General features: G+C 68.4%; 17 protein-coding genes and 1 pseudogene. 5 read left to right on the forward strand and 13 right to left on the reverse strand.

Annotated features, from left to right (window positions below; genetic code table 11):
* Nucleotides 1-18: 18 nt before the first annotated feature.
* The 6 genes from GobsT_RS29645 to GobsT_RS29670 form a co-directional block, all read right to left on the reverse strand.
* On the reverse strand, nucleotides 19-2,973 hold the full coding sequence (locus GobsT_RS29645) for a chemotaxis protein CheB (RefSeq protein WP_081471762.1): 2,955 nt from the start codon (nucleotides 2,971-2,973) through the stop codon (nucleotides 19-21).
* A 190-nt stretch (nucleotides 2,974-3,163) separates the two neighbouring features.
* Nucleotides 3,164-3,409 (reverse strand): hypothetical protein, encoded by a 246-nt coding sequence (locus GobsT_RS29650; RefSeq protein ID WP_109570781.1) that lies wholly within the window; start codon nucleotides 3,407-3,409, stop codon nucleotides 3,164-3,166.
* A 90-nt stretch (nucleotides 3,410-3,499) separates the two neighbouring features.
* On the reverse strand, nucleotides 3,500-3,877 hold the full coding sequence (locus GobsT_RS29655) for a hypothetical protein (protein WP_010043502.1): 378 nt from the start codon (nucleotides 3,875-3,877) through the stop codon (nucleotides 3,500-3,502).
* Between the two features lie 1,323 nt (nucleotides 3,878-5,200).
* Nucleotides 5,201-6,157 (reverse strand): WD40 repeat domain-containing protein, encoded by a 957-nt coding sequence (locus tag GobsT_RS29660; RefSeq protein WP_010042135.1) that lies wholly within the window; start codon nucleotides 6,155-6,157, stop codon nucleotides 5,201-5,203.
* Between the two features lie 9 nt (nucleotides 6,158-6,166).
* Nucleotides 6,167-7,231, reverse strand: coding sequence for a WD40 repeat domain-containing protein (locus tag GobsT_RS29665; RefSeq protein WP_010042137.1), 1,065 nt, complete (start codon nucleotides 7,229-7,231; stop codon nucleotides 6,167-6,169).
* 32 nt (nucleotides 7,232-7,263) lie between these two features.
* A complete protein-coding gene (locus GobsT_RS29670; protein WP_010042139.1) occupies nucleotides 7,264-8,304 on the reverse strand; it encodes a WD40 repeat domain-containing protein in 1,041 nt (346 codons plus the stop codon).
* A gap of 199 nt (nucleotides 8,305-8,503) precedes the next feature.
* Here GobsT_RS29670 and GobsT_RS29675 point away from each other — a divergent pair, with 199 nt between their 5' ends.
* The gene (locus GobsT_RS29675; protein ID WP_010042141.1) at nucleotides 8,504-9,331 is read left to right on the forward strand and encodes a dimethylarginine dimethylaminohydrolase family protein; all 828 of its coding nucleotides are present in this window, start codon (nucleotides 8,504-8,506) and stop codon (nucleotides 9,329-9,331) included.
* 66 nt (nucleotides 9,332-9,397) lie between these two features.
* Here GobsT_RS29675 and GobsT_RS29680 read toward each other — a convergent pair whose 3' ends face one another.
* Both GobsT_RS29680 and GobsT_RS29685 read right to left on the reverse strand, forming a co-directional pair.
* A complete protein-coding gene (locus GobsT_RS29680) occupies nucleotides 9,398-10,378 on the reverse strand; it encodes a zinc ribbon domain-containing protein (RefSeq protein ID WP_010042145.1) in 981 nt (326 codons plus the stop codon).
* 8 nt (nucleotides 10,379-10,386) lie between these two features.
* On the reverse strand, nucleotides 10,387-11,256 hold the full coding sequence (locus tag GobsT_RS29685; protein WP_010042147.1) for an NAD(P)H-hydrate dehydratase: 870 nt from the start codon (nucleotides 11,254-11,256) through the stop codon (nucleotides 10,387-10,389).
* A gap of 128 nt (nucleotides 11,257-11,384) precedes the next feature.
* Between GobsT_RS29685 and GobsT_RS29690 the strand changes: the two genes are divergently transcribed.
* The gene (locus tag GobsT_RS29690) at nucleotides 11,385-11,873 is read left to right on the forward strand and encodes a DinB family protein (protein WP_010042149.1); all 489 of its coding nucleotides are present in this window, start codon (nucleotides 11,385-11,387) and stop codon (nucleotides 11,871-11,873) included.
* A gap of 113 nt (nucleotides 11,874-11,986) precedes the next feature.
* On the opposite strand, the gene GobsT_RS29695 is transcribed toward GobsT_RS29690, so the two are convergent.
* The 4 genes from GobsT_RS29695 to GobsT_RS29710 all read right to left on the reverse strand — a co-directional run bounded on the left by GobsT_RS29695 (nucleotide 11,987) and on the right by GobsT_RS29710 (nucleotide 16,067).
* Entirely contained in the window at nucleotides 11,987-12,415 is a 429-nt protein-coding gene (locus GobsT_RS29695) for a type II toxin-antitoxin system VapC family toxin (RefSeq protein ID WP_010042151.1), read from the reverse strand.
* Nucleotides 12,412-12,627: a hypothetical protein gene (locus GobsT_RS29700; RefSeq protein ID WP_010042153.1), complete on the reverse strand. Its 216-nt coding sequence runs from the start codon at nucleotides 12,625-12,627 to the stop codon at nucleotides 12,412-12,414. Before GobsT_RS29700 ends, GobsT_RS29695 begins: the two co-directional genes overlap by 4 nt.
* 114 nt (nucleotides 12,628-12,741) lie before the next feature.
* Nucleotides 12,742-15,357, reverse strand: coding sequence for an ATP-dependent chaperone ClpB (clpB, locus tag GobsT_RS29705; protein WP_010042158.1), 2,616 nt, complete (start codon nucleotides 15,355-15,357; stop codon nucleotides 12,742-12,744).
* Between the two features lie 53 nt (nucleotides 15,358-15,410).
* Nucleotides 15,411-16,067, reverse strand: coding sequence for an HD domain-containing protein (locus GobsT_RS29710; RefSeq protein WP_010042160.1), 657 nt, complete (start codon nucleotides 16,065-16,067; stop codon nucleotides 15,411-15,413).
* Between the two features lie 115 nt (nucleotides 16,068-16,182).
* On the opposite strand from GobsT_RS29710, the gene GobsT_RS29715 reads away from it, so the two are divergent.
* Both GobsT_RS29715 and GobsT_RS29720 read left to right on the forward strand, forming a co-directional pair.
* Complete coding sequence (locus GobsT_RS29715) at nucleotides 16,183-20,874, forward strand: hypothetical protein (RefSeq protein ID WP_109570779.1); 4,692 nt, start codon at nucleotides 16,183-16,185, stop codon at nucleotides 20,872-20,874.
* 785 nt (nucleotides 20,875-21,659) lie between these two features.
* Nucleotides 21,660-22,934, forward strand: a pseudogene (locus tag GobsT_RS29720) (IS66 family transposase).
* A 93-nt stretch (nucleotides 22,935-23,027) separates the two neighbouring features.
* Here the strand turns inward: GobsT_RS29720 and GobsT_RS29725 are convergent.
* A complete protein-coding gene (locus GobsT_RS29725; protein WP_010042168.1) occupies nucleotides 23,028-23,513 on the reverse strand; it encodes a fasciclin domain-containing protein in 486 nt (161 codons plus the stop codon).
* A gap of 1,045 nt (nucleotides 23,514-24,558) precedes the next feature.
* On the opposite strand from GobsT_RS29725, the gene GobsT_RS29730 reads away from it, so the two are divergent.
* Nucleotides 24,559-24,879, forward strand: a complete 321-nt coding sequence (locus GobsT_RS29730; RefSeq protein ID WP_071529297.1) for a PilZ domain-containing protein — start codon at nucleotides 24,559-24,561, stop codon at nucleotides 24,877-24,879.
* Nucleotides 24,880-25,024 lie beyond the last annotated feature (145 nt).

Here is a 25,024-nt window from a genome sequence, read left to right on the forward strand (position 1 = left end):
GGCGCGCCGCTAATATCCCTACTCTGGCCCGCCGGTCGGTTCACTGGAGTTCGGACGCCCGGTCGCGAGCCGCTCCTCGGCCTCCCGCCGCTCGGTGATGTCGAGGTGCCAGACGATGGCCCCGGCCGGCGGCTCCGCGGTCGGGAACACGCGCATCATGAACCACTGGCGGCGGCCCGGGGTGTGGCACTGGTACTCGAGGTAGAAGTCGGGCAGCCGCCGGTCGAGGACCCCCAGAATCCCGGCCCGGGCGGCCGTCGCGTCCGGGTCGGCCCCGCGGCCGCAGGCGGTCAGGTAGTTGGTCCCGGCCCCGGTGCGGGTCAGGTCCGGGTCGCCGTTCTCCCGCGCGAACTGCTCCCACGCCCGGTTCACCATGAGGATCGTGCCGGCCCGGTCGAGGACGGCCACGTGGGCCGGGTGCGAGTTCAGGATCTCGACCGTCCGCAGCTCCCGGCGCCGGTCCGCGGTGACGTCCAGCAGGTACACCACCACCCCGCGGAGCCGCCCGTCCGCCAGGTACGGCAGGAACCGCACCCGCAGGTGCTTCCCGTCCGGCCCCTGCACCTCGACGGCCTCGGCGTCGCCCCCGGCCAGCACCGCCCGCGCGCGCCCCGCCAGGTCGAGCCCGGGGACCACGCTGGACAGGTGGTCGAGCGGGCGCCCGATGTCCTCCGGGATCACGTTCAGCACCCGCGACACCGCCGGCGTGAACTTGCGGATCCGCAGCCCCTCGTCCACGAACAGGATGCCCACCTCCGTGACCCGGAGCAGGTTGTCAACGTCGTCGCTCAGTTGCGTCAGCTCGTCGATCTTCTGCTGGTACTCGGCGTTGACCGTCTGCAGCTCCTCGTTGACCGACTGGAGCTCCTCGTTGGTGCTCTGGAGCTCCTCGTTGGCCGCCACCATTTCCTCGTTCGTGGCCTGGAGCTCCTCGTTGGCGGTTTCCAGCTCCTCGATGGTGGCCTGGAGGTTCTCCCGGGTCTGCTGGAGCTCCGCCTCCAGGTGCCGGAACCGGTCCGCGTCGCCGTCGCCGCCCCCGGCGGGCGCCCCCGACGGGCCGCCCGCGGGCTCCAGGAGGACCAGGAACAGGGCGTCCTGGTCCGGCACCGGTGGCAACTGACGGACCCGCAGCCGGGCGGCGCGGGGGGCGCCGTCGCCGAGGGTCACCGGCTGGGCCGTTTCCTGCCCGTCCTTGGCGGCGCGGAGCACGGCGGTGCGGATCGCGGACCCGAGTTCCGCCGGGACCATCCGGAGCAGGTCGAGGGTCGCCCGCCCGGGCGGGACGGTCAGCACATCGGCCGTGTTCCCGTAGCTGTGCAGCAGCCGGTAATCCGCGTCCACAACGAAGCACGTCTGCTCGAGCGCCCGCACCAGTTCCTGGTGGACCCGGTCCAGCAGCACGTCGTCGCCGGTCAGCCGCGGGGCCCGGGTCGCGGGCGGGCCGGTACTGGGGGCGCGGCTCAGGGCGAGGATGTCGGTCAGCGACCCGCGCCCGCTCTGGATCGCGCGGTACACCTTCCAGCGGGTGTCGACGGTCTGGAACTGGTGCCCCAGGTGCCCCGGGTTCTCGCTGGCCCCGAGGAACAGGAACCCGCCCGGGCGCAGCGAGTACGTCAGCAGCGCCAGCGCCTTCCGCTGGAGCACCGGCTGCAGGTAGATGAGCAGGTTCCGGCACACGACCAGGGACATCCGGGTGAACGGCGGGTCCTTGACGAGGTTCTGGTACGCGAACACGACCATCTCGCGGATCGACCGGCCGACCTGGTACCCGCCGCTGGTGGGGGTGAAGTACCGGGCCAGCCGGTCCGGCGCGACGAGCGCGGCGCTGGCCGCCGGGTACACCCCGGCGGCGGCGAACGCGACCGCCTCGCGGTCCACGTCGGTGGCGAAGATCTTGACGTGGCAGCGGATCTGGTTGGCGTCGCAGTACTCGCGCAACAGGACGGCCAGCGAGTACGCCTCCTCCCCGGTCGAGCACGCCGGGGCCCACACCCGAACCGTCTCCCCCGCCGGCGCCGCGGCGAAGATCTCCGGGACCACCCGCGCCTGGAGCACCTCGAACGCCGCGGGGTCGCGGAAGAACTGGGTCACCCCGATCAGCAGCTCGCGGTACAGCGCGTCCCGCTCCTGCGGCGAGCGCTCGAGCAGCCGCACGTACTCGGCGAACCGCTCGACCCGGTTGGCGCTCATCCGCCGGTCCAACCGGCGGGTGACGGTGGCCGGCTTGTACAGCGAGAAGTCGATGCCCGCGTGCTGGCTCAGGATGTCGAACATCTGGCGCAGGACGGCGTCGTCCGTTTCGAGCGCCGGGCCGGCCGGGGGCGGCGGGCTGGCGGCCCGCAGCTCCAGTTGGTTGACCAGTTCCGCGGGCAGTTGCTCGACCGGCAGCACCAGATCGACGAGCCCGGTGGCGATGGCGCTCCGGGGCATCCCGTCGAACCGGGCCTGGGCCTCGTCCTGAACCGCCACCAGCCCGCCCGCCTCCTTGACCGCCCGCACCCCCCGCGCCCCGTCGCTGCCGGTGCCCGACAGGATCACCCCGACCGCCCGGTCCCCGTACTCGCTCGCCAGCGACCGGAAGAACAGGTCGATCGGCAGTTGGATCCCGCTGTGCGCCACCTGCTCGGTCAGTTGGAGGCAGCCGCCGCGGATGGTGAGGTTGTTCTTCGGGGGGATCAGGTAGATCGAGTCCGGTTCCAGCGGCATCCCGTGCTCGGCCCGCAGCACCCGCATCCGCGTGTGCCGGGAGAGCAGTTCCACCATCAGGCTCTTGTAATCCGGCGACAGGTGCTGGATGACGACGAACGCCATCCCGGTGTCGACCGGGGCGTGATCGAAGAACCCTTCGAGCGCTTCAAGGCCGCCGGCGGACGCGCCGATCGCCACAACGTGCCGGGGCGAGCCCTCACGAGTGGGCGAGTCATCGACCAGCAGGTGCTCCGGGGGCACCCCGGGGGCATCAGAAGTTCCCATGGATAACCGTCGCCAAGGCCTTCGCCGTCATCGGGTCGTCAGCGGCCGACCTCGTTCATCGGCACTTGGGGATAGACCGGATCATGGTCCGGGCGTCGAAAGTGCTTATGTGTCAGGTTATACCTTACACTGTGGCGCGATAAAGGTTACCCAGAATAACCCGAAAATTCTGACCGGGTTTGAAGCCGGGTTACCATCTGCGTTCGCACAGATGGAACCCGACGCCCCAGGATGAGACCGGGTGCGTCCGCTGAGTTGGAACCAACCGCGTGGCCGCGCCTGTCACGACATCGTAGCTCGTCGTGACGGGCGCGAACTGGTCGTAAAAGTCCGGGGCGGCCCACGCGACCTCGCGCCGCGTGTGGGATGTGAACGCGGCCCGTTGAACGTTGAACACGCCCCAGCCACCGGCTCGGAGTGGGCTCGTCTCGCTCATGAAAAAGGCCTCCGCCGCGGCCCGATCGGAACACCGGTCGGGCCGCGGCGGAGGCCAACGGGGCAAGAGACCGCCGTCAACGACGACGGGTCATTGCCGCACGCTCGGGAGACGCTCCCCAAGTCGGCGCATCAGCACGGACGGGTTTACCGGCCGGTTTATCACCAGATCGTAGCCGCTGACGGAAGCACGCTCGTCGGTCACCGCGACCCGCACGGCCCCGTGACGCAGCACCCCGGAGTCGCCCGCGGCGCCCGCGAAAATGACGGCGTCGGCCTCACCGTGGAAGTCGGCCGCGGCGTCGGCGGTGAGGCGCACCTCCGCGTCCGCACCGCACTCGTCCAGCGCTTCGGCCAGTTCGACGGCCTCAACAATGTCGGCGGTGTCCGCGACGACCAGGATGTGCGGCGGGGTGGCGAACGGGGACCGCTCACGAACCTCGGACAGGGCACGGTGATCGCGTTTCATCGTCAAAACCTTTCCGTCTCGGTCGCAGGGCGCGAGTGGCCCAGACTGGTGGCGACCGCAATTTGTGAGAGGCGACTGAGTATCGACCAAAACCGCTTGACTTGGCCCGACAGAAGTTACCGTACCACTCTCATCGACCTTTCACAACTCCTTTTCCTCTCATATTTGCGTTCCAGCAGCGGCACCAGCCACAAATGATTTCCCAGTAATTATTTGTGCCCGATTTGTTCCGGAGACACCGACCGATCACGGATGCCATGAAAATGAGAAGGGCTACGAGGGTTCATTTTCACCCCTCGCAGCCCTTCTCATTTTCGACACGATTGTGACCGCCGGCGCCAAGGTTGGCAGTCGTTCGGTCGAACCGAGTTCGGTTGCCCACGATTTTTGTTCCTCTCGCGCGAGCGCTGTTCGACAGAACGGCAAAATTGTCAGCCCGCCCCCCCCCCGCGACAAAGCGGGAGTCGCAGGCGGCACCACATTCGAGAGCCGTGCCATCAGCCGTAGGGGTGCGCTCCCGCGCCTGCTCGCGTTCGCGCCGGAGGCACCGCGAAGCGCTCGGCCCCAACGAACACCCCGGGCGGAAGCTTTTGGCGCGCGGACCGATGTTCGATCCACGTTACCTAACGTCGCGGCGCGATTCTTTGTCGTGTGCGGTTCGCGTCGTAGCAAGTTAACTTGAGATGTGTCGGACCGCCGTGAGGCTGAGATTTAAAGGCTTTACGAAGGGCGTAAGAGCGGCAGGCGGCGCGAACTCAGTGACGCCGTGAGGCGATGTGTCGGGAACGCGATAAGGTCCGAACAAGTGGCAACCGGCTACCGACTACCTCACCAGAAGTCGCTCCGCTACCCACGGACTACCGCCGAGCTACCACAGTTTCCCCGCCCCGCTGACACGAAATTGCGACCGATTGTCCGGAACGTTCCGAATCGATCGGTCACCGGGGTTGAGATGATCAGGCTGAACAGCAGCCTTGTGCGCTGCGATTGAGGGCAAGCGTCTCGTACATGACCCGCCGTAGGTGTCGCTTTCTGACGAGCCGCGACCGCCGGGGAGCGGGATACGTGGCACCGCTCCCCGGCGGTCGCGGCTCGTCAACAAAAGCGACACTGCCACCGGATACGTGTATCAGGTGTAACGGGGGTTACAGTCTGTAGCGATGGCGTTGAGAAGCGGCGGCGGACGAACAAGGTTCGGTTCCCGATCGGTGCCGAGGTCGAACGATGAAATGCCGTTTTCCTGACCGGTCCGACTTTACTCTGCCGCCACGAACCGGCCGTTGGCGCCGCGGCACGCGCCGCCCGGGCGCCACGCGATTCCGGTCACGCATCCATGTCCCAGACCACCACTTTACCGTTCAGTGCGGCGGCGGCGCACGTCAGGCCGTCGGGCGCGAACGCCAGCGCCGTCACCGGGCCGATGTGCCAGTCGAAGCTCGCGCCGGGTTCCCCGCGCTCGGTGTCCCAGGTGCGAATGAGCCCGTCGTGCGACGCCGTCAGCACCCGCCGGCCGTCCTGGGTAACAGCCACGGCGTTCACCTGCTTCGGGTGACCGTCGAGTGTGAGTTGCGGCGTCGCGCGGTCGGCCGGGAGCACGTACACGAATCGTCCGTTCGCGACCGCCAAGCGGCCATCGGGGAGGAACACGGCGCACCGCGTTACGGTCCCCTTCGGCTCGAACGTGAACAGCTCCTTTCGCGCCGCCACGTCGAACACCGTTACGGCGGTGTCGCCGTCCAACCCGCCGGTGACCGCCAGCCGCGCGCCGTCGGCGCTGAAACTCAGCACGCACGCCTCCCGGACGGTGGGCAGTTCCGCCTCGGCTTCGCCGGTGTCGCGGTCCACGATCGTGAGCAACGGCCGGGACCGGTTCGCGCCCCGCGGACCGATCACCCGGCTGTGCCCGATCGCCAGCCACGAGCCCGTCGGGTCGAACGCCAGCCCGGACACGTTCTTGTACGTCGGCGGCAGGGTGCGTTTGGGCCACACGAACCGGCGCCACTCGACCGCCCGGTCGAGCGCGGTCCACTCGACCGCGGCGACGCCACGTGCGAAATGGTCCGGCCCGCCGACCACATACCGGGTCAGGCCCGGATCGACGGCGGCGCAGGTCACGAACCGCTCGACGCGGCCCTCGCTGTCCCCGGTCGCGAGGTTCAGCCACACGGCGGCGTCCACCATCCGCGCCTCGGCGCCCCCGAGCGCCAGGAGCCGCACGCCGTCGGGGGTAAAGTGGACGCTGTGAACCCGCTTGCACTTCTTCAGCTTGTACTCGCGCACGCCACACCCTCACGCGTCCACGTCCCAGAGCACGATCCGACCGGCGGTGCCGCCGGCCGCGCAGGTCAGGCCGTCCGGGGCGAAGCAGACCGAGCACAGTTGCTGTGCCCCTTTCGCCCACTTGAACGTCTGGGTCACAGTTCCGGTCGCCGGGTCGAGGTACCGCGCCCGCCCGTCGGCACACACCGCGCAGATGAGCCGCCCCGACGGATGAACAGCAAAGTCGTTCACGTGAGCCAGTTCCGAACCCGTCTTCCAGGGCTTTGCGGCGCCGAGCGGGTCCGCGAACAGGCGCCCGCTGGCGCGCGACACCACCCGCTCTCCGCCCGGGACGAACGCGACCCGGCGGACAACTCGTTCGGATTCCTCCGCAAGTGCGGGCCAGGTACGGCGGAACGAGGCGAGCACTTCCGCGCGCGCGAGTTCGACCACCAGAACACCCCCTCCGGCATCGCCGGCCGCGAACAACCGTCCGTCGGCCGAGATCGCGGCGGAATGGACGTACCGCCCCGGCGGCAGGGGAATCTCGTCGCGCCACCCCACGTCATAGATCGGCATCTGAAATGGGAGTTCGATCAGCGGGTTGATCTTCTGCTCGTAACCGAGCGGCGGTTCCCGGTACGGCCCCAGCGGGAACCGTGCCAGGTCGCGTGTGTGCGTCACTCGCCCCTGCTGGGAGAGGTGCCGCACCGCCAGCAACTCGGACCCGTCCGGGGTGAACACGATCTCGCTCAACCCAAACTCCGGCCCTGGTACAGCAGGTAAGTAGAAACCGTCTTCGGACCGGCGCGTGAGATCTTCGACGTAAATGTGAGAGCTGTGGTACACGTTCTCGGCGGCCAGGAACCGGCCGTCCGGAGACACGACCGGCTCCATCGACTCCCAGAGTATGTCGTTGTTGAGTTCGCGTGTCGTTCCGGTTGAGAGGGTGTGAACGTGGAGCGTCATCGTGCCGCCTCCAGTGCCGCCTTCACCGACCCAAATGACGAGGTCGGCGCCGCCGGCAACGAACTGGAGCCGGCGCACCGTACTGAGGTCTGCGCGCTTCGGCACCTTGAGTCGCAACTCGCGCATCGGTCCCCCTGTGAGGTCAGCTTACCATGCGGCTACACGTCCACGTCCCACACCACCACCCGCCCCTTCTCGCCGCCGGCCGCGCAGGTCAGCCCGTCGGGGGCGAACGCGACGCTGAACAACTTGCCGATCTTCCACGCCATCTCGCGCCGCAGCTTCCAGGTCGCGGTGTCCCACTCGCCGACGGTGCCGTCCTCGCGGGCCGTGAGCAGGGTGCGCCCGTCCGGGCTGAACGCGACCCCGTTCACGTTCGCCTTCTCCTTCGGCCCGCGCAGTTGCGTGCCATCGGACAGTGCCCAGACGTGGACCTGGAACCCGTATCGCTTGTCGGCCCACCGCCCACGGACCGCGGCGAGCCGGTCCCCGTCGTCGGAGAACACTAACCGGTGAACACCGAACCGCACATACTTCATCCCCTTCAGGGTCGGAACCGACAGCACCTCGCGCCGGTTCGATCGCCCCCACACGGTCACAGATCCGCCGGTACGGCCGAGCGCGATTCGGGCACCGTCTGGCGACACGGCGAGCGATTGCGGAGTCTCATCCGTGTGCCGCGCGAGACCGGTCGGAACGGGCAAATCGATGCGCCATCGGGGAACGGGTGCAAGCGGTGTATCGGTGGGGGCGAGCGGCACCGGCACCTCCCAGCGACGCACCCCGCGCCGGTTCCGTATGTCGAACTCGACGGCCAGCGTGGATTGCCCGTCCGAGGTGAGCGCCGGCAGGGCCGTGTGGTCGCTTCCGAGCCGCACTGCGACGCCGGTCGCGAGGTCACAAACCGCCACCCCGCCCTCGGACGCATCATCGGCGTCGTCCCGCTCGGGGGCAACGGTGTACGCGCACCGGGTCACGTCGCGGTCGAAATCGGGGTCAGGGTAGGTGTCGTCGTCGTCCTGAAGCGGGGCGCGCCAGAGGGCGCGGCCGGCGCTCGTGTCCCAGCACAGCACGGACCCGTTGAACGGAACGCCGTTGCCGAACACGGCCGCGATCCGGGCGAGCCCGGGTGCGAGCCAGAGCCGGGTCACGTCGGTCCCGGCCTCGGGCTGTTCGGTTGCGAGTTTGAGCACCTGCATCGGTCCGCCTCGGTTCGTGGGAAGGCGCTCACTGAACCACAGGCGCGGCCGTTCCGCAATCACGGGAGCGGCGCGCGGGCATCAAGGCACGCAACGGACGCAAGCGATTCCAGGCGCGTCGCGCCCGGCCCGCCCCGACACCCCGCGCCCGTAAAATGGAGCACAGACGCCGCATTCACGCAACCACGGAAGCGAAGCCATGTCGCAGCCGCGCATCCTGATGTGCCCGCCGGACCACTACGGCATCGAGTACGAAATCAACCCGTGGATGAACCGGTCGCTCGGCGCCGTCCGCGAACTCGCGTTCCGTCAGTGGCGCGCCCTCCACGACACGCTGAAGGGGCTCGGCGTGCAGGTCGAAACCATGACCCCGCAACCGGGGCTGCCGGACCTCGTGTTCACCGCGAACGCCGGGCTGATGTTTCGGAACACGTTCCTGAGCAGCCGGTTCCGGCACGAGGTCCGCGCGAAGGAGTCGCCGCACTTCGACGCGTGGCTCGGCGAGCACGGCTTCGAGGTAAAGCACCTGCCCGAGAACTCATACCACGAGGGGGCGGGCGACGCGCTCTTCTGCGGCGACACCCTGTTCGCCGGTTACCGGACCCGATCGGACGCCAGCGCGCACCAGTGGGTCGGGAAGGAGTTCGGCGTTCGCGTGTTGCCGCTGGAGCTGGTGAACCCGCGGTTCTATCACCTCGACACCTGCTTCTGCCCGCTCGCCCCGGGCGAAGCGCTCTACTTCCCGAATGCGTTCGACACCTACGGCCAGCGGGTGCTGAGCACGCACGTCCCGAAGCTCATTCCGGTCGTGGAGGAGGAGGCGCACCGGTTCGGGTGCAACGCGGTGGTGGTGGGCAAAACGGTGGTTCACAACAGCCGGTGCCCGCGACTGGCGGAAGAGCTGGCTCGCGCCGGTTATCGGTCGATCGAGGTGGAACTGGACGAGTTCCTCAAAGCCGGCGGCAGCGCGAAGTGCTTGACGCTGCGGCTCGACGGCGAAGAGGCCGCGAGCTGGAAGGAGAAGTAAGTCGAAAGGCAAAAACGAGCGGTCGTAAGCTGCTGATTTTGCCTTTCGACTTTTGACTTGATCCGATCAGTAGTGCAGCAACAGCTTGGGCGGCGGCTTGTTGCCGCGGCTGTCCAGCGCGACCCGGGTCACAACCGCGCCGACCGCCAGCACGTTGCACAGCAGCGCGAGGTACAGCCATGTCGTCCACTCGACATCGAACGCCCGGAACTTTTGCTTCTCCTGGTACTCGACCTTTGCGAGATCGGCGGGGCTGTTGGCCGCGGCCGCCCGTTTCTCGGCGAACTCCTCGGCGATCTGCTGCTGGATCGCCCGCTCCATCCCGAACCCGTGGGCGAGCTGCCAGAGCAGGAAGAGCAGGGCAACGGCCGCGCAGCCGGCCACGATCGAGTTGCGCCACGGCCACAGCTTGACGAGTGGGGGCGGCGCGCCCGGCCCCAACACCTTGATCACGCGCTCGGCCCATGCCACCCCGGTCCCGACCAAGAGGCACAGGAAGAACGGGAACAACAGCCAGTCGCGGCTGGTCTTGTTCAGCCAGTTGCTCGGTATACCGGAGCGCTCTTCCAGCCGGAAATCACGGCTCGGCGTGCCGCTGAGCAGCGCCCACCAGGGGCGCTGCGAGTACACCGCTCCGCCGCCCGCGTAGCTGCCCACCCACGGGAGGAACGTGAGCAGCAGCACCGCCGTCAGCAGCGCCGCCGGGAGCCACGCGACGACCGTGGGCGAAATCGTGATCCCGCGGGACTTGGTGTACCCGGCAGGCGCGTCGGTACTGTCCGGCCCCGGAAGGAACCCGCCGGTGGGCGGCGGAACCAGCCCCGGTGGCGCGGGCGGCACCGGCGGTATCACCGGCAGCACCGGTATGGGCGGCGCCAGCCCGGGGGGCACCGTCGGAACGGCCGCCGCACGGGGCTCCGACACGGCCGCCGTGTACCGCGACGGGGTCGGGAACGACTTCCCGCAGTTCGGGCAGGTCGCCTCCTTCCCGGCCGCGTCGTCGGGAACGGTCACGTTGCTCATGCACTGTGGGCACACTAACCGCATATCCGCTCCTACCAGTGGGATTCCAACTCTTTGAACGCCGCCGGGAGATGGTCGAGCAGGTCGGGCGCGGTCAGTGCCGTCTGGCCCAGGGCGGCGGCCCCGAGGTCGCCGGCCCGCCCGTGCACCCACGCGCCCAGCACCGCCGCGTCGAATGCCTTGAGTCCCTGGCCGATGAGAGCCGCGATCACCCCCGCAAGCACGTCGCCGGTGCCGCCGGTGCCCATCCCCGGGTTGCCCGTTGCGTTCCGGTACACGCGGGTGCCGTCGGTCACAACGGTCCCCGCCCCCTTCAGCAGCATCACCCCGCCGAAGGTGTTCGCGGACGCGATCGCCTGCTCCTCGCGCTCCGCGTCCGTCGCGGGAACGGCTTTGCCGGTGAGCCGCGCGAACTCGCCGGGATGCGGGGTCAGGACCAGTGGTGCGGTGCGGCGTACGAACTCTTCGCCGAACGGTGACACCGCGAACAGCCCGTCGGCGTCCAGCACCACGGGGGCGGTCAGGTCCGCGAGCAACCGGAGCACGAGCCGCACGGTCGGCTCCGCGCGCCCCAGCCCCGGTCCGATCACCACCGCGTCGGCCCCCGAAGCCAGTTCAACGACTTCCTCTGCGGCGCCGTCGCCGAAGGTGCCGTCCGCGTGCTGGCGGATGCCGTAGGTGGTGTACGCGGGGTACGCGCCGGCCACCACGTCCTGAACGTTCTGCGGGCACGCGACCTGGACGAGCCCGGCGCCCCCGCGGAGCGCGGCCCGGCCGCACAGCACCGCGGCGCCGCTCATGCCGCGGCTCCCGGCGACCACCAGAACCTTACCGTACGTTCCCTTGTGGCCGGCCGCGTTGCGCCGCGGCAGCCGGGGAAGGTCGCGAATGGCGTGCGTCATCGTCGCGCTCCATGCCCACGAGGGGTTATACCGCCGGCAGGGGCGCGCGGACATTGGCGCCGCCCTCCTGCCGGCGGAACGCTATGCTATCCGACACACGCTCAACGCAGCACCCGCGGAGTCCGCCGATGTCTCCGAACGACCTACTCGCCGGCGGCTACCGGATGGGCCGGCAAATGGTTCACATGATGGCCGGCGACCTCACGGCCACGGAGTTCACGTGCCAGCCGGTGGCGGGGGCGAACTCCGCGGCGTGGATCGTCGGGCACCTCGCGGTCACCGCCCGCCGCACCGCCGAACGCCTCGGCGCTATAGAGCTGCCGCTTTTGACGGAAGCGTTCATCGGGAAGTACAGCGTGACCCGTAAGCCGGCGGACGACCAGTCCGAACTGGACGATAAGGCTGAACTGCTCCGCCTGCTCGACGCGTGCGTGGACCAACTGCTCGGCGCGCTCGGCACGCTACCGCCGGAGTCGCTCGCCAACCCGCCGGCCAACCCGGGGCCGTTCGCAACGAACTACGGCGAAGCCGTGCTGTTCGGGGCCATGCACTTCGCCATGCACTGCGGCCAGCTCTCGACCATCCGCCGTAGTCTGGGCAAGCCACCCCTGATGTAACCCCCGCGCCTTCTCCGTCCGATGGCCCCCATGACGTACACCGCTAGGGCGGACCGCGTCCTTCCCTCGCGCCGCGGTGCTATTGCGTCCCGCGTATAGGGTGTTTCAAGCATTCAGCCTACCGGCGGGTCCATCCAGTTCGCGAACTGAAGACCCGGAATCTGCTCGAAGTCTCGTCGGTTGGCGGTCAGCAAGAGCGCGTTGTTCGCTCGCGCGATAGCCGCGATCTTTTTGTCCATCGTGCCAATGCGGATGTTCCCGAGCTGTTCGAACACTGTGGCAGCGGCGTCACTAAACGGCGCAATCGTGAACTCGGCAAAGAAATCGAATAGTGCGGCCAGCTCGCGGTAGGGACCGACTTGGCGGCGCACCTGCCGCTCCTTGGCAACGGCAGCCAGCCACCCGCGCATCTGCTCTTCGACGGTCACAACCGCTACACCGATCTCTTCACTCGCCCCCGCCAACCGCGCGACCAGAAGCTCGCGGCGACTTCCGGGCGGCATCCGAAGAACCGTCACGTGATCAGTGTCGAGCAGGATCATTCGGGGGCACCTTCTTGCGCGGCCCTCCGTTCCGCTTCGCTATTCGCCTCGATCTCGGCCTGCATGAGCCGCGTGAACTCGTTCTCCTCAGATAACCCGACCACGCGCCGCCAGTCCTTGACCCGCGGTTGCTTTTGAGCGGCGAGAATGGCAAGCTGCCGTTCCAATGCCTCAACGCGCCTAGCAAGGCTTTCAAGTGTCAGTTCATCCATCGTCGTCCCTCCATGAACCGCATCATACCGCACCTACCAACGAACTGTGAACCCCCGGAGCAATCCGGGCCGACAGCGTGCATCGCTGCCGGCCCGGATTGCTCGGCTCGTCCTTTATGCCACCGGTTCGCCCGGCGTCGCGGTGAAGCTCAAAGCGTCGTGCGCCGCGTCGTAATCGACCGCCACCGAGCCGCCGTCGGCCACCTCGCCCTTGAGGAGCAGCCGGGCGAGCGGCGTTTCAACCTCCTTCTGGATCGTGCGCTTCAGCGGCCGCGCCCCGTAGGCCGGGTCGTACCCGACGCGCACCATGTGGGCCTTCGCCCCCTCGGTGAGCGCCAGCCCGATCTTCCGCTCCGCGAGCCGCTTCCGCAAGTTCCCCAACTGGACCTCAATGATCTTCGTCAGGTCCGCCTCGGTCAGCGCGTGGAACACGATGATCTCGTCGATCCGGTTCAAAAACTCGGGCCGGAACCCCTTACGCAGCTCCTCCATCACCGCCGCCCGCATCCGGTCGTACACCTCGCCGATGTGCGTGCCCTTGTACTGCAGGATGCGCTGACTGCCGACGTTCGAGGTCATGATGACGATGGTGTTCTTGAAGTCCACCGTGCGGCCTTGACCGTCCGTGAGCCGGCCGTCGTCGAGCACCTGGAGCAGCGTGTTGAACACGTCCGGGTGCGCCTTCTCGATCTCGTCGAACAGCACCACGCTATAGGGCCGCCGGCGGACCGCCTCCGTGAGCTGCCCGCCCTCGTCGTACCCGACGTAGCCCGGGGGCGCGCCGACCAGCCGCGACACCGTGTGCTTCTCCTGGTACTCCGACATATCGATGCGGATCATCGCCTTTTCGTCGTCGAACAGGAACTCCGCCAGCGCCCGGGCCAGTTCGGTCTTCCCCACGCCGGTGGGGCCAAGGAAGATGAAGCTGCCGATCGGCCGGTTCGGATCCTTCAACCCGCTACGGGCGCGAACGACCGCCTCGCCGACCGCCGTGACGGCCTCGTCCTGGCCGATGACGCGCTTGTGCAACTCGGCTTCTAGGTGCAGGAGCTTCTCCTTCTCGCCCTCCAGCAACTTCGACACCGGCACGCCGGTCCACCGACTCACCACGGCGGCGACCTCCTCCTCGCCGACCTCCTCCTTGATGAGCTTGTTGTCCCGGTCCCGCGCGAACGCCGCTTCGGCCGCGGCGAGTTGCTTCTCCAGCGCTGGCAGTTTCCCGTACTTCAGTTCCGCCGCCTTATTGAGGTCGTAAGCCCGCTCCGCCTTTTCGATCTCGGCTTTCACCTGCTCGATCTGCTCGCGCACCGCCTGCACCTGTTGAACGGCCTGCTTCTCGGCCTGCCAGCGTGCTTTCAGCGCGTCGGCATCGGCCTTCAGGTTGCCGAGTTCGTGCTCGAGCTTTTCGAGCCGGTCCTTCGAAGCGCGGTCGGACTCCTTCTTGAGCGCCTCGCGCTCGATCTCCAGTTGCATCACACGGCGGCTGATCTCGTCCAACTCCGTCGGCATCGAGTCGATCTCGGTGCGCAGCTTCGCCGCGGCCTCGTCCACGAGGTCGATGGCCTTATCGGGCAGGAACCGGTCCGCGATGTAGCGGCTCGAGAGGACCGCCGCCGACACCAGCGCCCCGTCCTTGATGCGCACCCCGTGGTGAACCTCGTACCGCTCCTTGAGCCCGCGGAGGATGCTGATGGTGTCCTCCACCGACGGCTCGCCCACCTGCACCGGTTGAAACCGCCGCTCCAGCGCCGCGTCCTTCTCGACGTGCTGCCGGTACTCGTCGAGCGTCGTCGCGCCGATGCAGTGCAACTCGCCGCGGGCCAGCAGCGGTTTGAGCAGGTTGCCGGCGTCCATCGCCCCCTCGGCCTTGCCGGCGCCGACGATGGTGTGCATCTCGTCGATGAACAGGATGATCCGCCCGTCCGACGAGGTCACTTCCTTCAGAACGGCCTTGAGCCGCTCCTCGAACTCGCCGCGGTACTTCGCCCCGGCGATCAGCGCGCCCATGTCGAGCGCCACGATGAGCTTGTCCTTCAGCCCTTCCGGCACGTCGCCGCGCACGATCCGTTGCGCCAGCCCCTCCACGACGGCGGTCTTGCCGACCCCGGGCTCGCCGATGAGGACGGGGTTGTTCTTCGTGCGCCGCGACAGCACCTGCATGACGCGGCGGATCTCCTCGTCACGGCCGATTACGGGGTCGAGCTTGCCGTTGCGTGCGTACTGCGTCAGGTCGCGGCCGTACTTCTCCAGCGACTGGTACGTCTCTTCGGGGTTCTGCGAGGTCACGCGCTGGCTGCCGCGCACCTCCTTCAGCGCGGAGAGCAGCCGGTCGCGGGTCAGCCCGAACTCGCGGAGCGTCTTGCCGGCGGTGCCGGTGTCGTCGGTCGCGGCGAGCAACAGGTGCTCGACCGAGACGTACTCGTCCTTGAGCTTCTTGGCTTCCGCCTCGGCGGCGTCGATGAGCTTCACGAGCCGTTGCGTCAGGCGCGGTTCGGCGTTCGTGCCGGTCACCTTGGGTAAACGGTCCAGCTCGCGCTGAAGTTTGACGGTGACCGCATCGACGGACACGCCCGCCTTCGTCAGGATCGCGGGAGCGAGCCCCTTCTCCTGATCGAGCAGCGACAGCAGCGCGTGTTCGGTGTCAATTTGTTGATGGTTAAGCCGGGCCGCGAGCTTCTGGGCGCCGGCGAGTGCCTGCTGAGCCTTCTCTGTAAACTGGTTCAAATCCATAAGTTGTTTCCTCCCTCTCGCTTCCGGAAAGTGGTGGAAGCGGGCGTCACGCATTAGAGGGTTTTCCCCGACAAACGATCCATCTCGGCACGCAAGTTCGTCCGCGCCCGCTCCTCACCCTCTGCGAACAGAATCTCCGAGTAGTAAATTCGCGGTCGCGCAAGGAACCCGTTCAGCACGCTCACGCGGCCGGCACGGTATTCGGCATCTGGCACCCAGGCGTACTCGTTGCGAATGGCCGCGGCGTACCGGGCGTAGCGCGCTTCCGACGCTCCCAGGATGGCGAGGTCGGCGTCGAGCAGCGCCCGGGTGTCGCGGTCGCCCGGCGGCTCCGCGGCGTGCGCCGTGGCCCAGATCATGCGCACGACGCGCTCGATTGTGGACGCCGGCACCCCGATGGGGCCGAGCAAATCGACGGCCAGTTCCCCGCTCCGCTGCTCGTTGTCCTTCGCACGTGAGTCGTACACGGCGTCGTGGAACCACACCGCCAGTTGCATCGCGTTCGGGTCTTCAATGGTTGAAGAGAGCCGCTCGATCACCCGGAACATTTCGGTCAGGTGTTCGAGGTTGTGGTAGAACCGTTCGGGGCCGCTGTACGCCGCCGCCAGCACGTCGAACGCCGGGTACGCGTCCGCGGGGGCCACGCGGTACCGCTCGAGCGTCCGCACCCACCCCTTTTGCATCGACTCCAGTCGTTCGGGCGAGACCATGATGGTTCGACGGCTCCAGGTGGCGCTTGCCGCGGTCGGACGACCGCGGGTATAGTCTAAGTTACGCACTTCGCGCGTGTCCGGGCACGGTCTGTGCCGGTTCTTCGGAGCGTCGATGGCCGCCACCGTCCCGCCCGCCCTCGAGCAGCGCCTCGCCGCTCTGGTTCCGCGTGTGCGGGCACTGCGGGTGGCCCGCGGGGTCAGCCGGTGTCTGTTCGCGACCGTCGGCAGCGCCGTACTCGTACTCGTACTCGACGCCCTCGTCGGCCTGCCCGAGACCGCCCGCGGGCTGCTGGTTGCGTTGTGGGTCACCGCGCTGGGCGTACTCGTCTGGCAGCTCATCCTCAAGCCGTGGCAGGCGGAGATCCCCCTTTCGGAAGTGGCGGCCGAACTGTCCCGGGGCCTCCCCGAACTGGCGGACCGGCTCAAGGCGGTCATCGCCCCCGCGAACGGTACGTCCGAGGCGGTCCGCGCGGCGCTCCTGGAAGACACGCTCCGGCGCGCGAGGGCCGTCGATTTCGAGCGGGCCGTTCCGGCGCACCCCACGCTGCTGGCGGTGTGCTGGGCGCTGCTCGCGCTGCTCGCGTTCCTGATGCTCACCGGGCTGCTGCCGAACAGCGCGGAACGGCTGCGCCGGGTCGCACTGCCGTGGGTGCGGCCGCCCGCGGCGGCGCTGCGCGTGGTGGTCACGTCGGGCGAGCCGGTGGTGCGGCGCGGCGCGGCGGTCACGCTGACCGCGTTCGCCGAGCGCACGGAGTCCCGGCGCGGCGCGCGGCCGCATCGGGCTACGGCCGTGTTCCGGGACGCGCCCGAGTCGCCCGAAGAGTCGGTCACCATGGCGGCGGATGACGCCGGCGCGTTCCACGTCACCCGGGCGCGCGTGGCCCGCGACTTCGAGTACCGCGTCCTGATCGACGGTGCGGCCAGCGAGTGGTTCAAGGTGACCGCTCTCGACCCGGTCGACCTGGCCCCGGACACGCGCATCGAGGTCGCGCCGCCGGGGTACGTCGGGGTCCCCGCACGCGTACTTCCGGCGCTCGCCGATTTCGAGGCACTGGACGCGTCCCGGCTCACCGCTCGCTTGACGTTCACCCAGCCGGCCGCGAGCGCGCTGTTCGAGTGGCACGCGCACGGGGGCACCAAAACGGACCCGGTTCCCGTGGCCCTCGCTCCCGATCGGCTCTCCGGGACGGCGTCGCTGGTGCTTCGCACGAGCGGCGAACTGAGGCTCATTCTGTTGCGCGAGGTGGACGGTAAGAAGCTCCGCACCGTTCTGGCCGCGAACGTGATCGTGCCCCCAGACAAGGCGCCGTGGTTCGAGACGCTGGCCGGAATCGACCCGCGGCCGCGCGCGGTGCGCCCCGGGTGGCGCGTGCCGATCGTCGTCGCCGCGTGCGACGATTTTTGCGTGTCCGGTGCCCGGCTCGAGTACACACTGGCATCGCCCGATTCGCACACGGAAGTGCTCCCCATTCCCCTCACCGGCACGGGCACCGCGCGCGCGAGCGGGCGCCTCGACTTCGATCCGTCGGCGGTCGCGCCGCCCGGCGGTACGATCCGCTTCCGGGTCCGCGTGACCGACAACCGCGCGTCCGAAGACCCGAAGCTGTTTCCCCAGGAAACGCTGTACCCCGCGACCGGGTGGAGCGAACTGACGCTCAACGCGTCCGCGCCACCGCTCGAAGAGCAGGACGCGCGGAACCAGCGGGACACGTTCCGGGCGGCGGCGGAAGCGGCCCGCGGCCCCGTGCGCGAAGCGGTCGACGCGGTGGCCGCCGTTCGCGCCGAGGTCTCGGCGGCCGGTCCGCTGAGCGTGGACCAGGCGGTCCGGTTGAACGTCGCCCGCGAGCGGGTGCGGTTCGCCGCGGCCGCGCTGGCCGCCCTCGCACGCGACGCCGCGCTGGCGCCCGAGTTCCGCCCGCTCGCGACCGCGGCGCACGACCTCACGACACACGAGCTTCGAGGCGCCAAGGAGGCGCTGGGCCGCGCCGACGCGGAAGGCGGCGGGCGCGCCGACGGGCTCGCGACCGCGGCGGCCGACTTGTCCGCCGCTCACACAAAACTGGACGCACTTCTCGCCCAGAACGACGCGCTGGCCCGCGCCCGACTCGACCGCGCCCGGCTCGGTGCGCTCGCCGCCGACCAGGCCGCGCTCGCCGGCGCCAAATTGAGCGCGAACGAGTTCGGGGCGCGCCAGCGCGAACTCGTTGCCCGGCTGAACACACTGATCGCGGACAGCGAGCCCTTGCGGCGGGCGCTCGAAGGAGGGCGCAGCGAGGAGGCCGGCCGGTTCGCTCGCGACCTCGCCGAACTGGCCAACGCGGCAAGCGAACTCGACGCGGCGAGCCAGCGGACGGTTGCCGACGCCCGCACCACACTGATCGCTCGATTCGCCGCCGACCAGGACGAGCAGGCCCGGCGCGCCGAACGCCTGCTGGTCGCCACGGAAACGGCGGCCCGACTCGTCGGCGTCGGGCCGCCCCGGGCGAACGAGTTCCGCAAGGTGACCGAACTGGCCGCCGCCGGCCGCACCGTCGAAGCCCTCACAGAACTGGAGAAGCAGACGCAGGCGCTCGAACGGCTGGCGCGCGAATTCGAGATTTGGGCCGAGGCCGGCACCGACCCGAAGAAAGGCGCCAAACAACTCGTCCTGTGGCAAGGCGACCTCCTGAACCGGCTCCGCGCCGCGACGCGGATGGTCGGGTTCGACCAACTGCCGGCCGCGACGCGCACCGCGCTTCGCGCCGAGCAACACGCGCTCGGGGACACGGTCGGCCGGTTGCACCTGCCCCCCGAACCCTCGATCCGGTCGATCCGCGACAGCGCCGCGCGGCACTGCGGGCGGGCGACCCAGGCCCTGTCGTCCGACGGCCGCAGTGCGGACACCGCGATGCGGCTGGCGGTCGAGGCGCTGGAGCGGATCGCGGACCTCACGCCCCCGGCCGGCGAGCGGCTCTACAAGTCGCGGGGCGATTTCGACAAGCTGCGTACGGAGCAGGAGGCGCTGACGAACGCGGTCGATCAGGCGCTGCGCGGGTTCGAGGGCCAGGGCACGGTTCCCCCGCTGGCGGCGAAGAAGCTGGCCGAACTGGCGGACCGGCAGCGCCGGCTGTCCGAGCAAGTCGAGGCGCTCGACCTGCCCGGCATGGGCGCCCGGCAGGGCCGGGTTACAGCGGCGCTCGCGCGGGCCGGCGCGGACCTGCGGGGCGCCGCGCCGTTCGACGTGCAAGCGTCGCAACTGCTGGCCCGGCGCGAGTGCGAGCGGCTCAAGCTCGAGCTTGAAGGGGCAACGCCCCCGGACGTGCGGTGCGAAGAGCTGCGCCGTAAACTCGGCGCGTTGGCGGTCGTACTCGACGCTCATGGGCCGGACCTCACCGCGAAGCAACTCGAACCCGCTGTCCCCGTCGTTCAAGAAGCGCTTCGGCTATTGCCGACCGGAGCGCCGGAGGCGTCCGTGCTACTGAATGATGCCCGTCTGGCACTTCAGGCCGCCGAAGTCGCGCTCCGTGACGGCTCAAAACCCGATGCGGCCCGCCTCCGCATCCGCGCCGCCGCCGAGGCACTCGAAAAGCTCGGCGCGCGGCTGAACGGCTCGGAGCCCGACCTGACCCGCGTGCGGCGGCTCGCGGGGTGCCGCCGCGCGGCGGCGGTGCGGGCCAAGGAACTGGCCGACGCGAAGGCCCCGTTCAGCGCCCCGGCGTCCGACGAGGCGCTGCGGCAACTGGCGCGCGAGTGCGAGGAACTGGCACACACGCGGTTCGGACCGGCCGGGCAGGCGGCCCGGAAGCGGGTGCTGGACCAGTACGCCCGGCTCAGTGCCCGGCGCGAACCGGACCGGCTGGCGTCGGACCAGCGGGCGCTCGCGGAGGCGCTGGACGAACTGGCGGCGAAAATGGCCGACGTCGCCGAACTCGCGACCGCCCCCCAGCCAGAGCCGCCGGCGGTAGTCGAAGCGGACGCGTACTTGCCATCGCGGCCGTTCGTCGACCGGTGCCGCGAACTCGTCCAGTACCAGCGCACCCAGCACGAGCGGCTCACGGACGTGCCCCGGGCGCTGGCCGACCGGCTCCGCCCCGCCGCGGCCAACACGTTCGCGGCGCTCGAAGTCCGGCAGCGCGCGCTCGCCGCCGATTTCGCCGCGTTCGGGCCGGACGCCGAGCCCGCGGCCCGAGCCGCCCGGTCCGCCGCAGACGCCCTCCGCACCGGCGCGGCTCCGGAAGCCAGGGAGCGAGCCGAAACCGCCCTGCGATTCGCGAACGAACTGGCGAAGGCCGGTACGGGGAAGCCGTGGGGCGCCCGTGCCGTTGAACTGGCCGCGCGCCAGGGCGCCCGGCTCGACGACATCGCGAAGCTCGCGGGCGCCTCCGGTGCCGCCGTCCTCCAGCAGATGGCACGGGCGGGCGAACTCGCCGGCCGGGCCGCGACCCTGGCCGACGCGCTCGAACGGGCCGTCACGTTTCGTGACCCGCAGGACCCAACCCGGGCACCACTTGCGCGCGCGGCCGAGCCGGTACGTGCGGCCGCGCAGAAGCTCCTCGAAGCCGGTCAGAGGGCGGCCGAGGCCGACGCAAAGCGGGGGGCGGCGCTCAGGGCCGAGGCGATCGAGCGCATCCGCGAAGCGCACGAACGCACGTCGGAAGCGGTTCTACCGGTGCCGGTTACCAACCCGGCACTGGGGCACGCCCTTCGCGCGGCTGAGCGCTCCGCACGGGCGGCGCTGGAACCCCACCCTAACCCGCGTATGAGCGCCGCCGACGCCGCGACCGCGCTCCGCGCCGCTGCACAACACACCCACTCGCAGAAGTAACGCACGCAACCGGATTCCGTGGCTGCGGACGGCACTCACGTCACGCTGTGCCATCAGAGGAATCCAGCGGCTATCGGGCCAATTGACCGTCCCGATAAGTTTGATTGAATCATCGATACATCAGGCACTTTTGTACCTTAATTGCTGGTTTGCGCCGCTTCCGGAATTCTGCCGCTACCGGCAGAGCGTCAAACACCATGTCCGGCAACCTCTGATCGCAACCATTCGCACCGCCCCGTCGTTCGCAATTCATTAATCAATAACGCTTTGCGCCCAGGTGCTGGTTTCAGTGCGGGTTCGCAATTGTGGCTCCGAGCGCGCGATTCGTGGGTAGCAATCACCCAGCGAATAGGTAGCCCGCGGGTAGCGAAAGGCCCGTCGGCGTCCAGTCGAGTCGGACCAGTCGGCACTGTAACGGGGGTTACAGTGTTTGCGAACCAAAGGCCGCTGGCGCCCAGGATGCGGGTGGATGCGTGTCGCTTCCTGAGCGATCGTTCCAACACAGACAAGTTTAACCGACTCGCGGCAACGGTTCCTATGTCCGATGGCATCCGATCCGGCTGATGACACGGAAGTGGTGCGAGGGGAGAACGTGACGGGTAGCACCCGATGTGCCGGCATCAGTTCAGGTTCTGCGGGCTCTCCGAGTTCGGTTCGTCGCACACCGTCGATCGGTTAAACCGTAAGCGTTCACGTGGGCTTTGCCCGGAGTTTTCCCGTGCCTTTTGAGCCCTTTCCGTGGGCGGTTGCCGCTGGCGAGTGTGTCCTGTGATCGAGCTAACGTCATGGCACCTGTTCCTCGACCGCCGGACCTCCCCGACGACCTGCCACCTCACGTGGTGGCGTATATCCGGGCACTGGAGGCCACAGTTGCCCAACTCACGGCCCAGGTCCGCGGGCTCACGGGCCAGGTCGCCGAGTTGACCGCCCGTCTCAACCCGAACTCCGCGAACGCGTCGAACCCTCCGTCGTCCGACGCCCCGCACGTGAAGCCGGCCCCGCCCAACGGGGCCTCGGGCACGCGTCGCGGGGCCAGCCGGGGCACCCCAAAGCGGAACGCACCCTGCTGCCGCCCGATGAGATCCGGACCCCCAAGCCGTCCACGTGCCGGGGGTGTGCGCGCTCGCTGACCGGGGACGACACGAACCCGGCCGTTCATCAGGCGCACGAGATCCCGGTCGTCGAGCCCCATGTGACCGAGTACCGGTGCCACCGGCTCCGGTGCCCCCACAGCGGCACGACCACGGTGGCTCCGGTGCCGCCCGAGGCGACGACCGGATGCGGCCCCGGGCGCAGGCGGTGGCCGCCATGCTCACCGGCTCGTGCCGCCTGGGCAAGCGCGGGGTGAGCCAACTGTTCGCCGACCTGTTCGGGTTGCCGCTGAGCCCGGTCGTAGTGTGCAAGTTCCAGAACCGGACCGCCGAGGCCCTGGTGCCGATCGCCGAGGAGGCCCCCGGTGTGCACGCACCTCCCGAAACACGCGCGGCAGGTGTGTTGGGCGCACCGGCGGCGGGACTTCCAGGCCATGATCGACCGGGCGAACCGGGGCGCGGGGATCGGAGCGGACCTGCTGGGGTGTTCCGACGCCCGGTTCGAGCATTGGTACCGGGTCCGGGACGGCGCCCTCGCGCGGTCCACATTCCGAGTCGTGTACATCCGCGGGTTGCGGCCCCGGGTCCGCGCGCACCTGGAGCGGGGCGCCCGGTGCGTGCGGACCCAAGACGGCCGCCGTGTGCCGCGAGTTGTGGGCGGTCGAGGCGTCGTTGCGGACGTTCGCGCGGGTGGTGGGCGTGGAACCGACCAACAACGCGGCCGAGCGCGAGGTGCGGCGCGCCGTGTGCTAGCGGAAGACCAGCTTCGGCACCGACAGCGAACGCGGGAGCCGGTTCGTGGAGCGGATCCTCACCGTCCTCGCGTCGTGCCGCCGGCAGGGCCGCAACGTGCTCGCGCTCCTGACCGACGCGATCACCGCGCACCACACCGGTGGAACCCCACCAACCCTGATCCCGGCCCACCCGCAACCGCCACCGGTGATGAGCCCCGCTCTCGCCGGCTGTTGACATACACACACATCAACTGTGAACGCTCACTAGCAACGAGTTGCGACCGACAGAAAGCTGCCGGTCGCCTAATCGTCTCTTTACTCGATTGAACTACTTCGGCATCAGCACGGTGTCGATGACGTGAACGACGCCGTTGCTCGCCTTCAGGTCGGCCGCGGTCACCTTCGCGTCGCCGACCATCACGGTCTTGTCCTTGACAGTGACCTTGAACTTCGTACCCGAGAGGGTTTCCACTTCCTTCCCGTCGAGCTTCACGACCTCTCCAGAGCCCCACGTCCCCTTGACCGCATGGGTCAACAGGATCTTCTTGAGCAGTTCCTTGTCGCCCTTCACCTTCGCCAGCGTTTCCTTATCGATCTTCTTGAACGCCTCATCCGTCGGGGCGAACACGGTCCACTCACCCTTCCCACTAAGGGTTTCCGCCAAACCGGCCTCCTTTACCAGTGCCAGCAGGATGGTGTGGTCCTTTGAGCCGGCGACAACTTCGGCGATCGTCTTCTCTTCGGCGGCAGGTGCGGGGGAGGCAGCCAGCGCCAGGGCCAGGAAGGAGAACGCGGCAATCAGCTTGGACTTCATCAAGATGCTCCACGGGCGATGACGGTGTTACACCGGCGCAGGTGCGCCAGTCGCCGAGCGGAATTCAGTGGTCTCGAACGGCTTGGTTCACACAAGCAATTTCGTGGCCACATCCCAGCCGACCGCATGCCTTCGCGATTCGGTTCAGAGCAGATTCACAACACGGGAACTTTTATTTTCGTGGTTCAACTCCTTCACGCTGAAAACCTCAGCGATTCCGCACAGCGGAATCGCCTTAACCAACGTGGAAACAGCAAATTATGCCATATGTCGAACTCTGGTTTTCAACATGACCGGGGCTTACAGCGGCAATTCAATACAGCTAGCCACTTCGCGACAAGAATGAAATGGACGTAGCCGTTCATACCCCGAAAGCAAATGCTCACCTGAACAGCGGTACGCAATCCCTTCAGATTTGCAGCACTTTTCACATCGATGGTGTACAAAACCGTGATCGCAGCAGACATCGCAGGCTCACACAACGGGCCTCTTCGCCTACTGCTTGTGCTCATGAGTTCACTGTCGAGTCAGAAAACCGGCTCATATTCGGGAGGGGGTATTATTCAGCGGATCCGATTTAACAGATGTCAGCTGTGAACGGTTACCGCGGACCAACTACCCGTGAACGGTTACGGTTAAACCTGATCAGTTCGCACTGCCGGCAGCCCATCAGCATGCGCCTCGGGTTCTCCGGAGAAATCCTTATGCCGATACGATAAACTTGAGCTGTGCGCCAAGGGCGGATGTCGCAATCGGTCCCCTCCTGGTGTGGAGGGGAGAGTCAACGCGCGGTCGTCGGCAGTGAACACCCTTTCGCGCTCACCCCGCGCGATCCCACTACGAGCTGAACCGCGGTAACGTCCCGAGCCGGCGGGTTCGCCGCGAGTAGGCAGTAGGCTCGTTGGTTACAGCACCGATTGAACAAGCGTGCGCCCCGATTACCTCTCCGATCGGCGAAACTTCACCCACAGATCATTTTAGTTCTGCACCGGAACGAGTCGTGTTCTATGTTTCCCACACCAGTAACTCCGTGGAGGCGCACTGCATGTCTGTTCAGAACTCTGACCGCCGAGCGGCAGTTCGCTTCGCTCCCGCCTCAACAACTTCCTGCTACACTGAGTCCGGCGGTGAGGGTGTTTTGTGGGACATCTCCGCCACGGGGCTGAGCATGCTGGTCGAGACGAGCCCGCTGCTCGGGGTCACGCTGACGGTCGAGGTGACATCCTCCTGGCGCGTCCTGACGGTCCGGGCCCAAGTGGCTCACGTGAATCAGTTGGCGGGCGGGGATTACTTCGTCGGGATGGAGTTCGCCCGTCCGCTCGCGCTGGAAGAGATCGAGCCGTTCGTCACCCCGGCGCTCGTGTAAAGCCCACACGGGCGGCGACGCGCCCGGTTGACCGCCGGCCTGCGTCTGCGGGTTCGGCCGTTGACTTGTCCGCCGCGTGCTGGTCTACTGGCCCTGGCGCGTGCGGGCCGCGCCCACTTCGTCCACTCTTGCCCACCAAGGTGTG

It is taken from the genome of Gemmata obscuriglobus (assembly GCF_008065095.1).
GTDB lineage: Bacteria > Planctomycetota > Planctomycetia > Gemmatales > Gemmataceae > Gemmata > Gemmata obscuriglobus.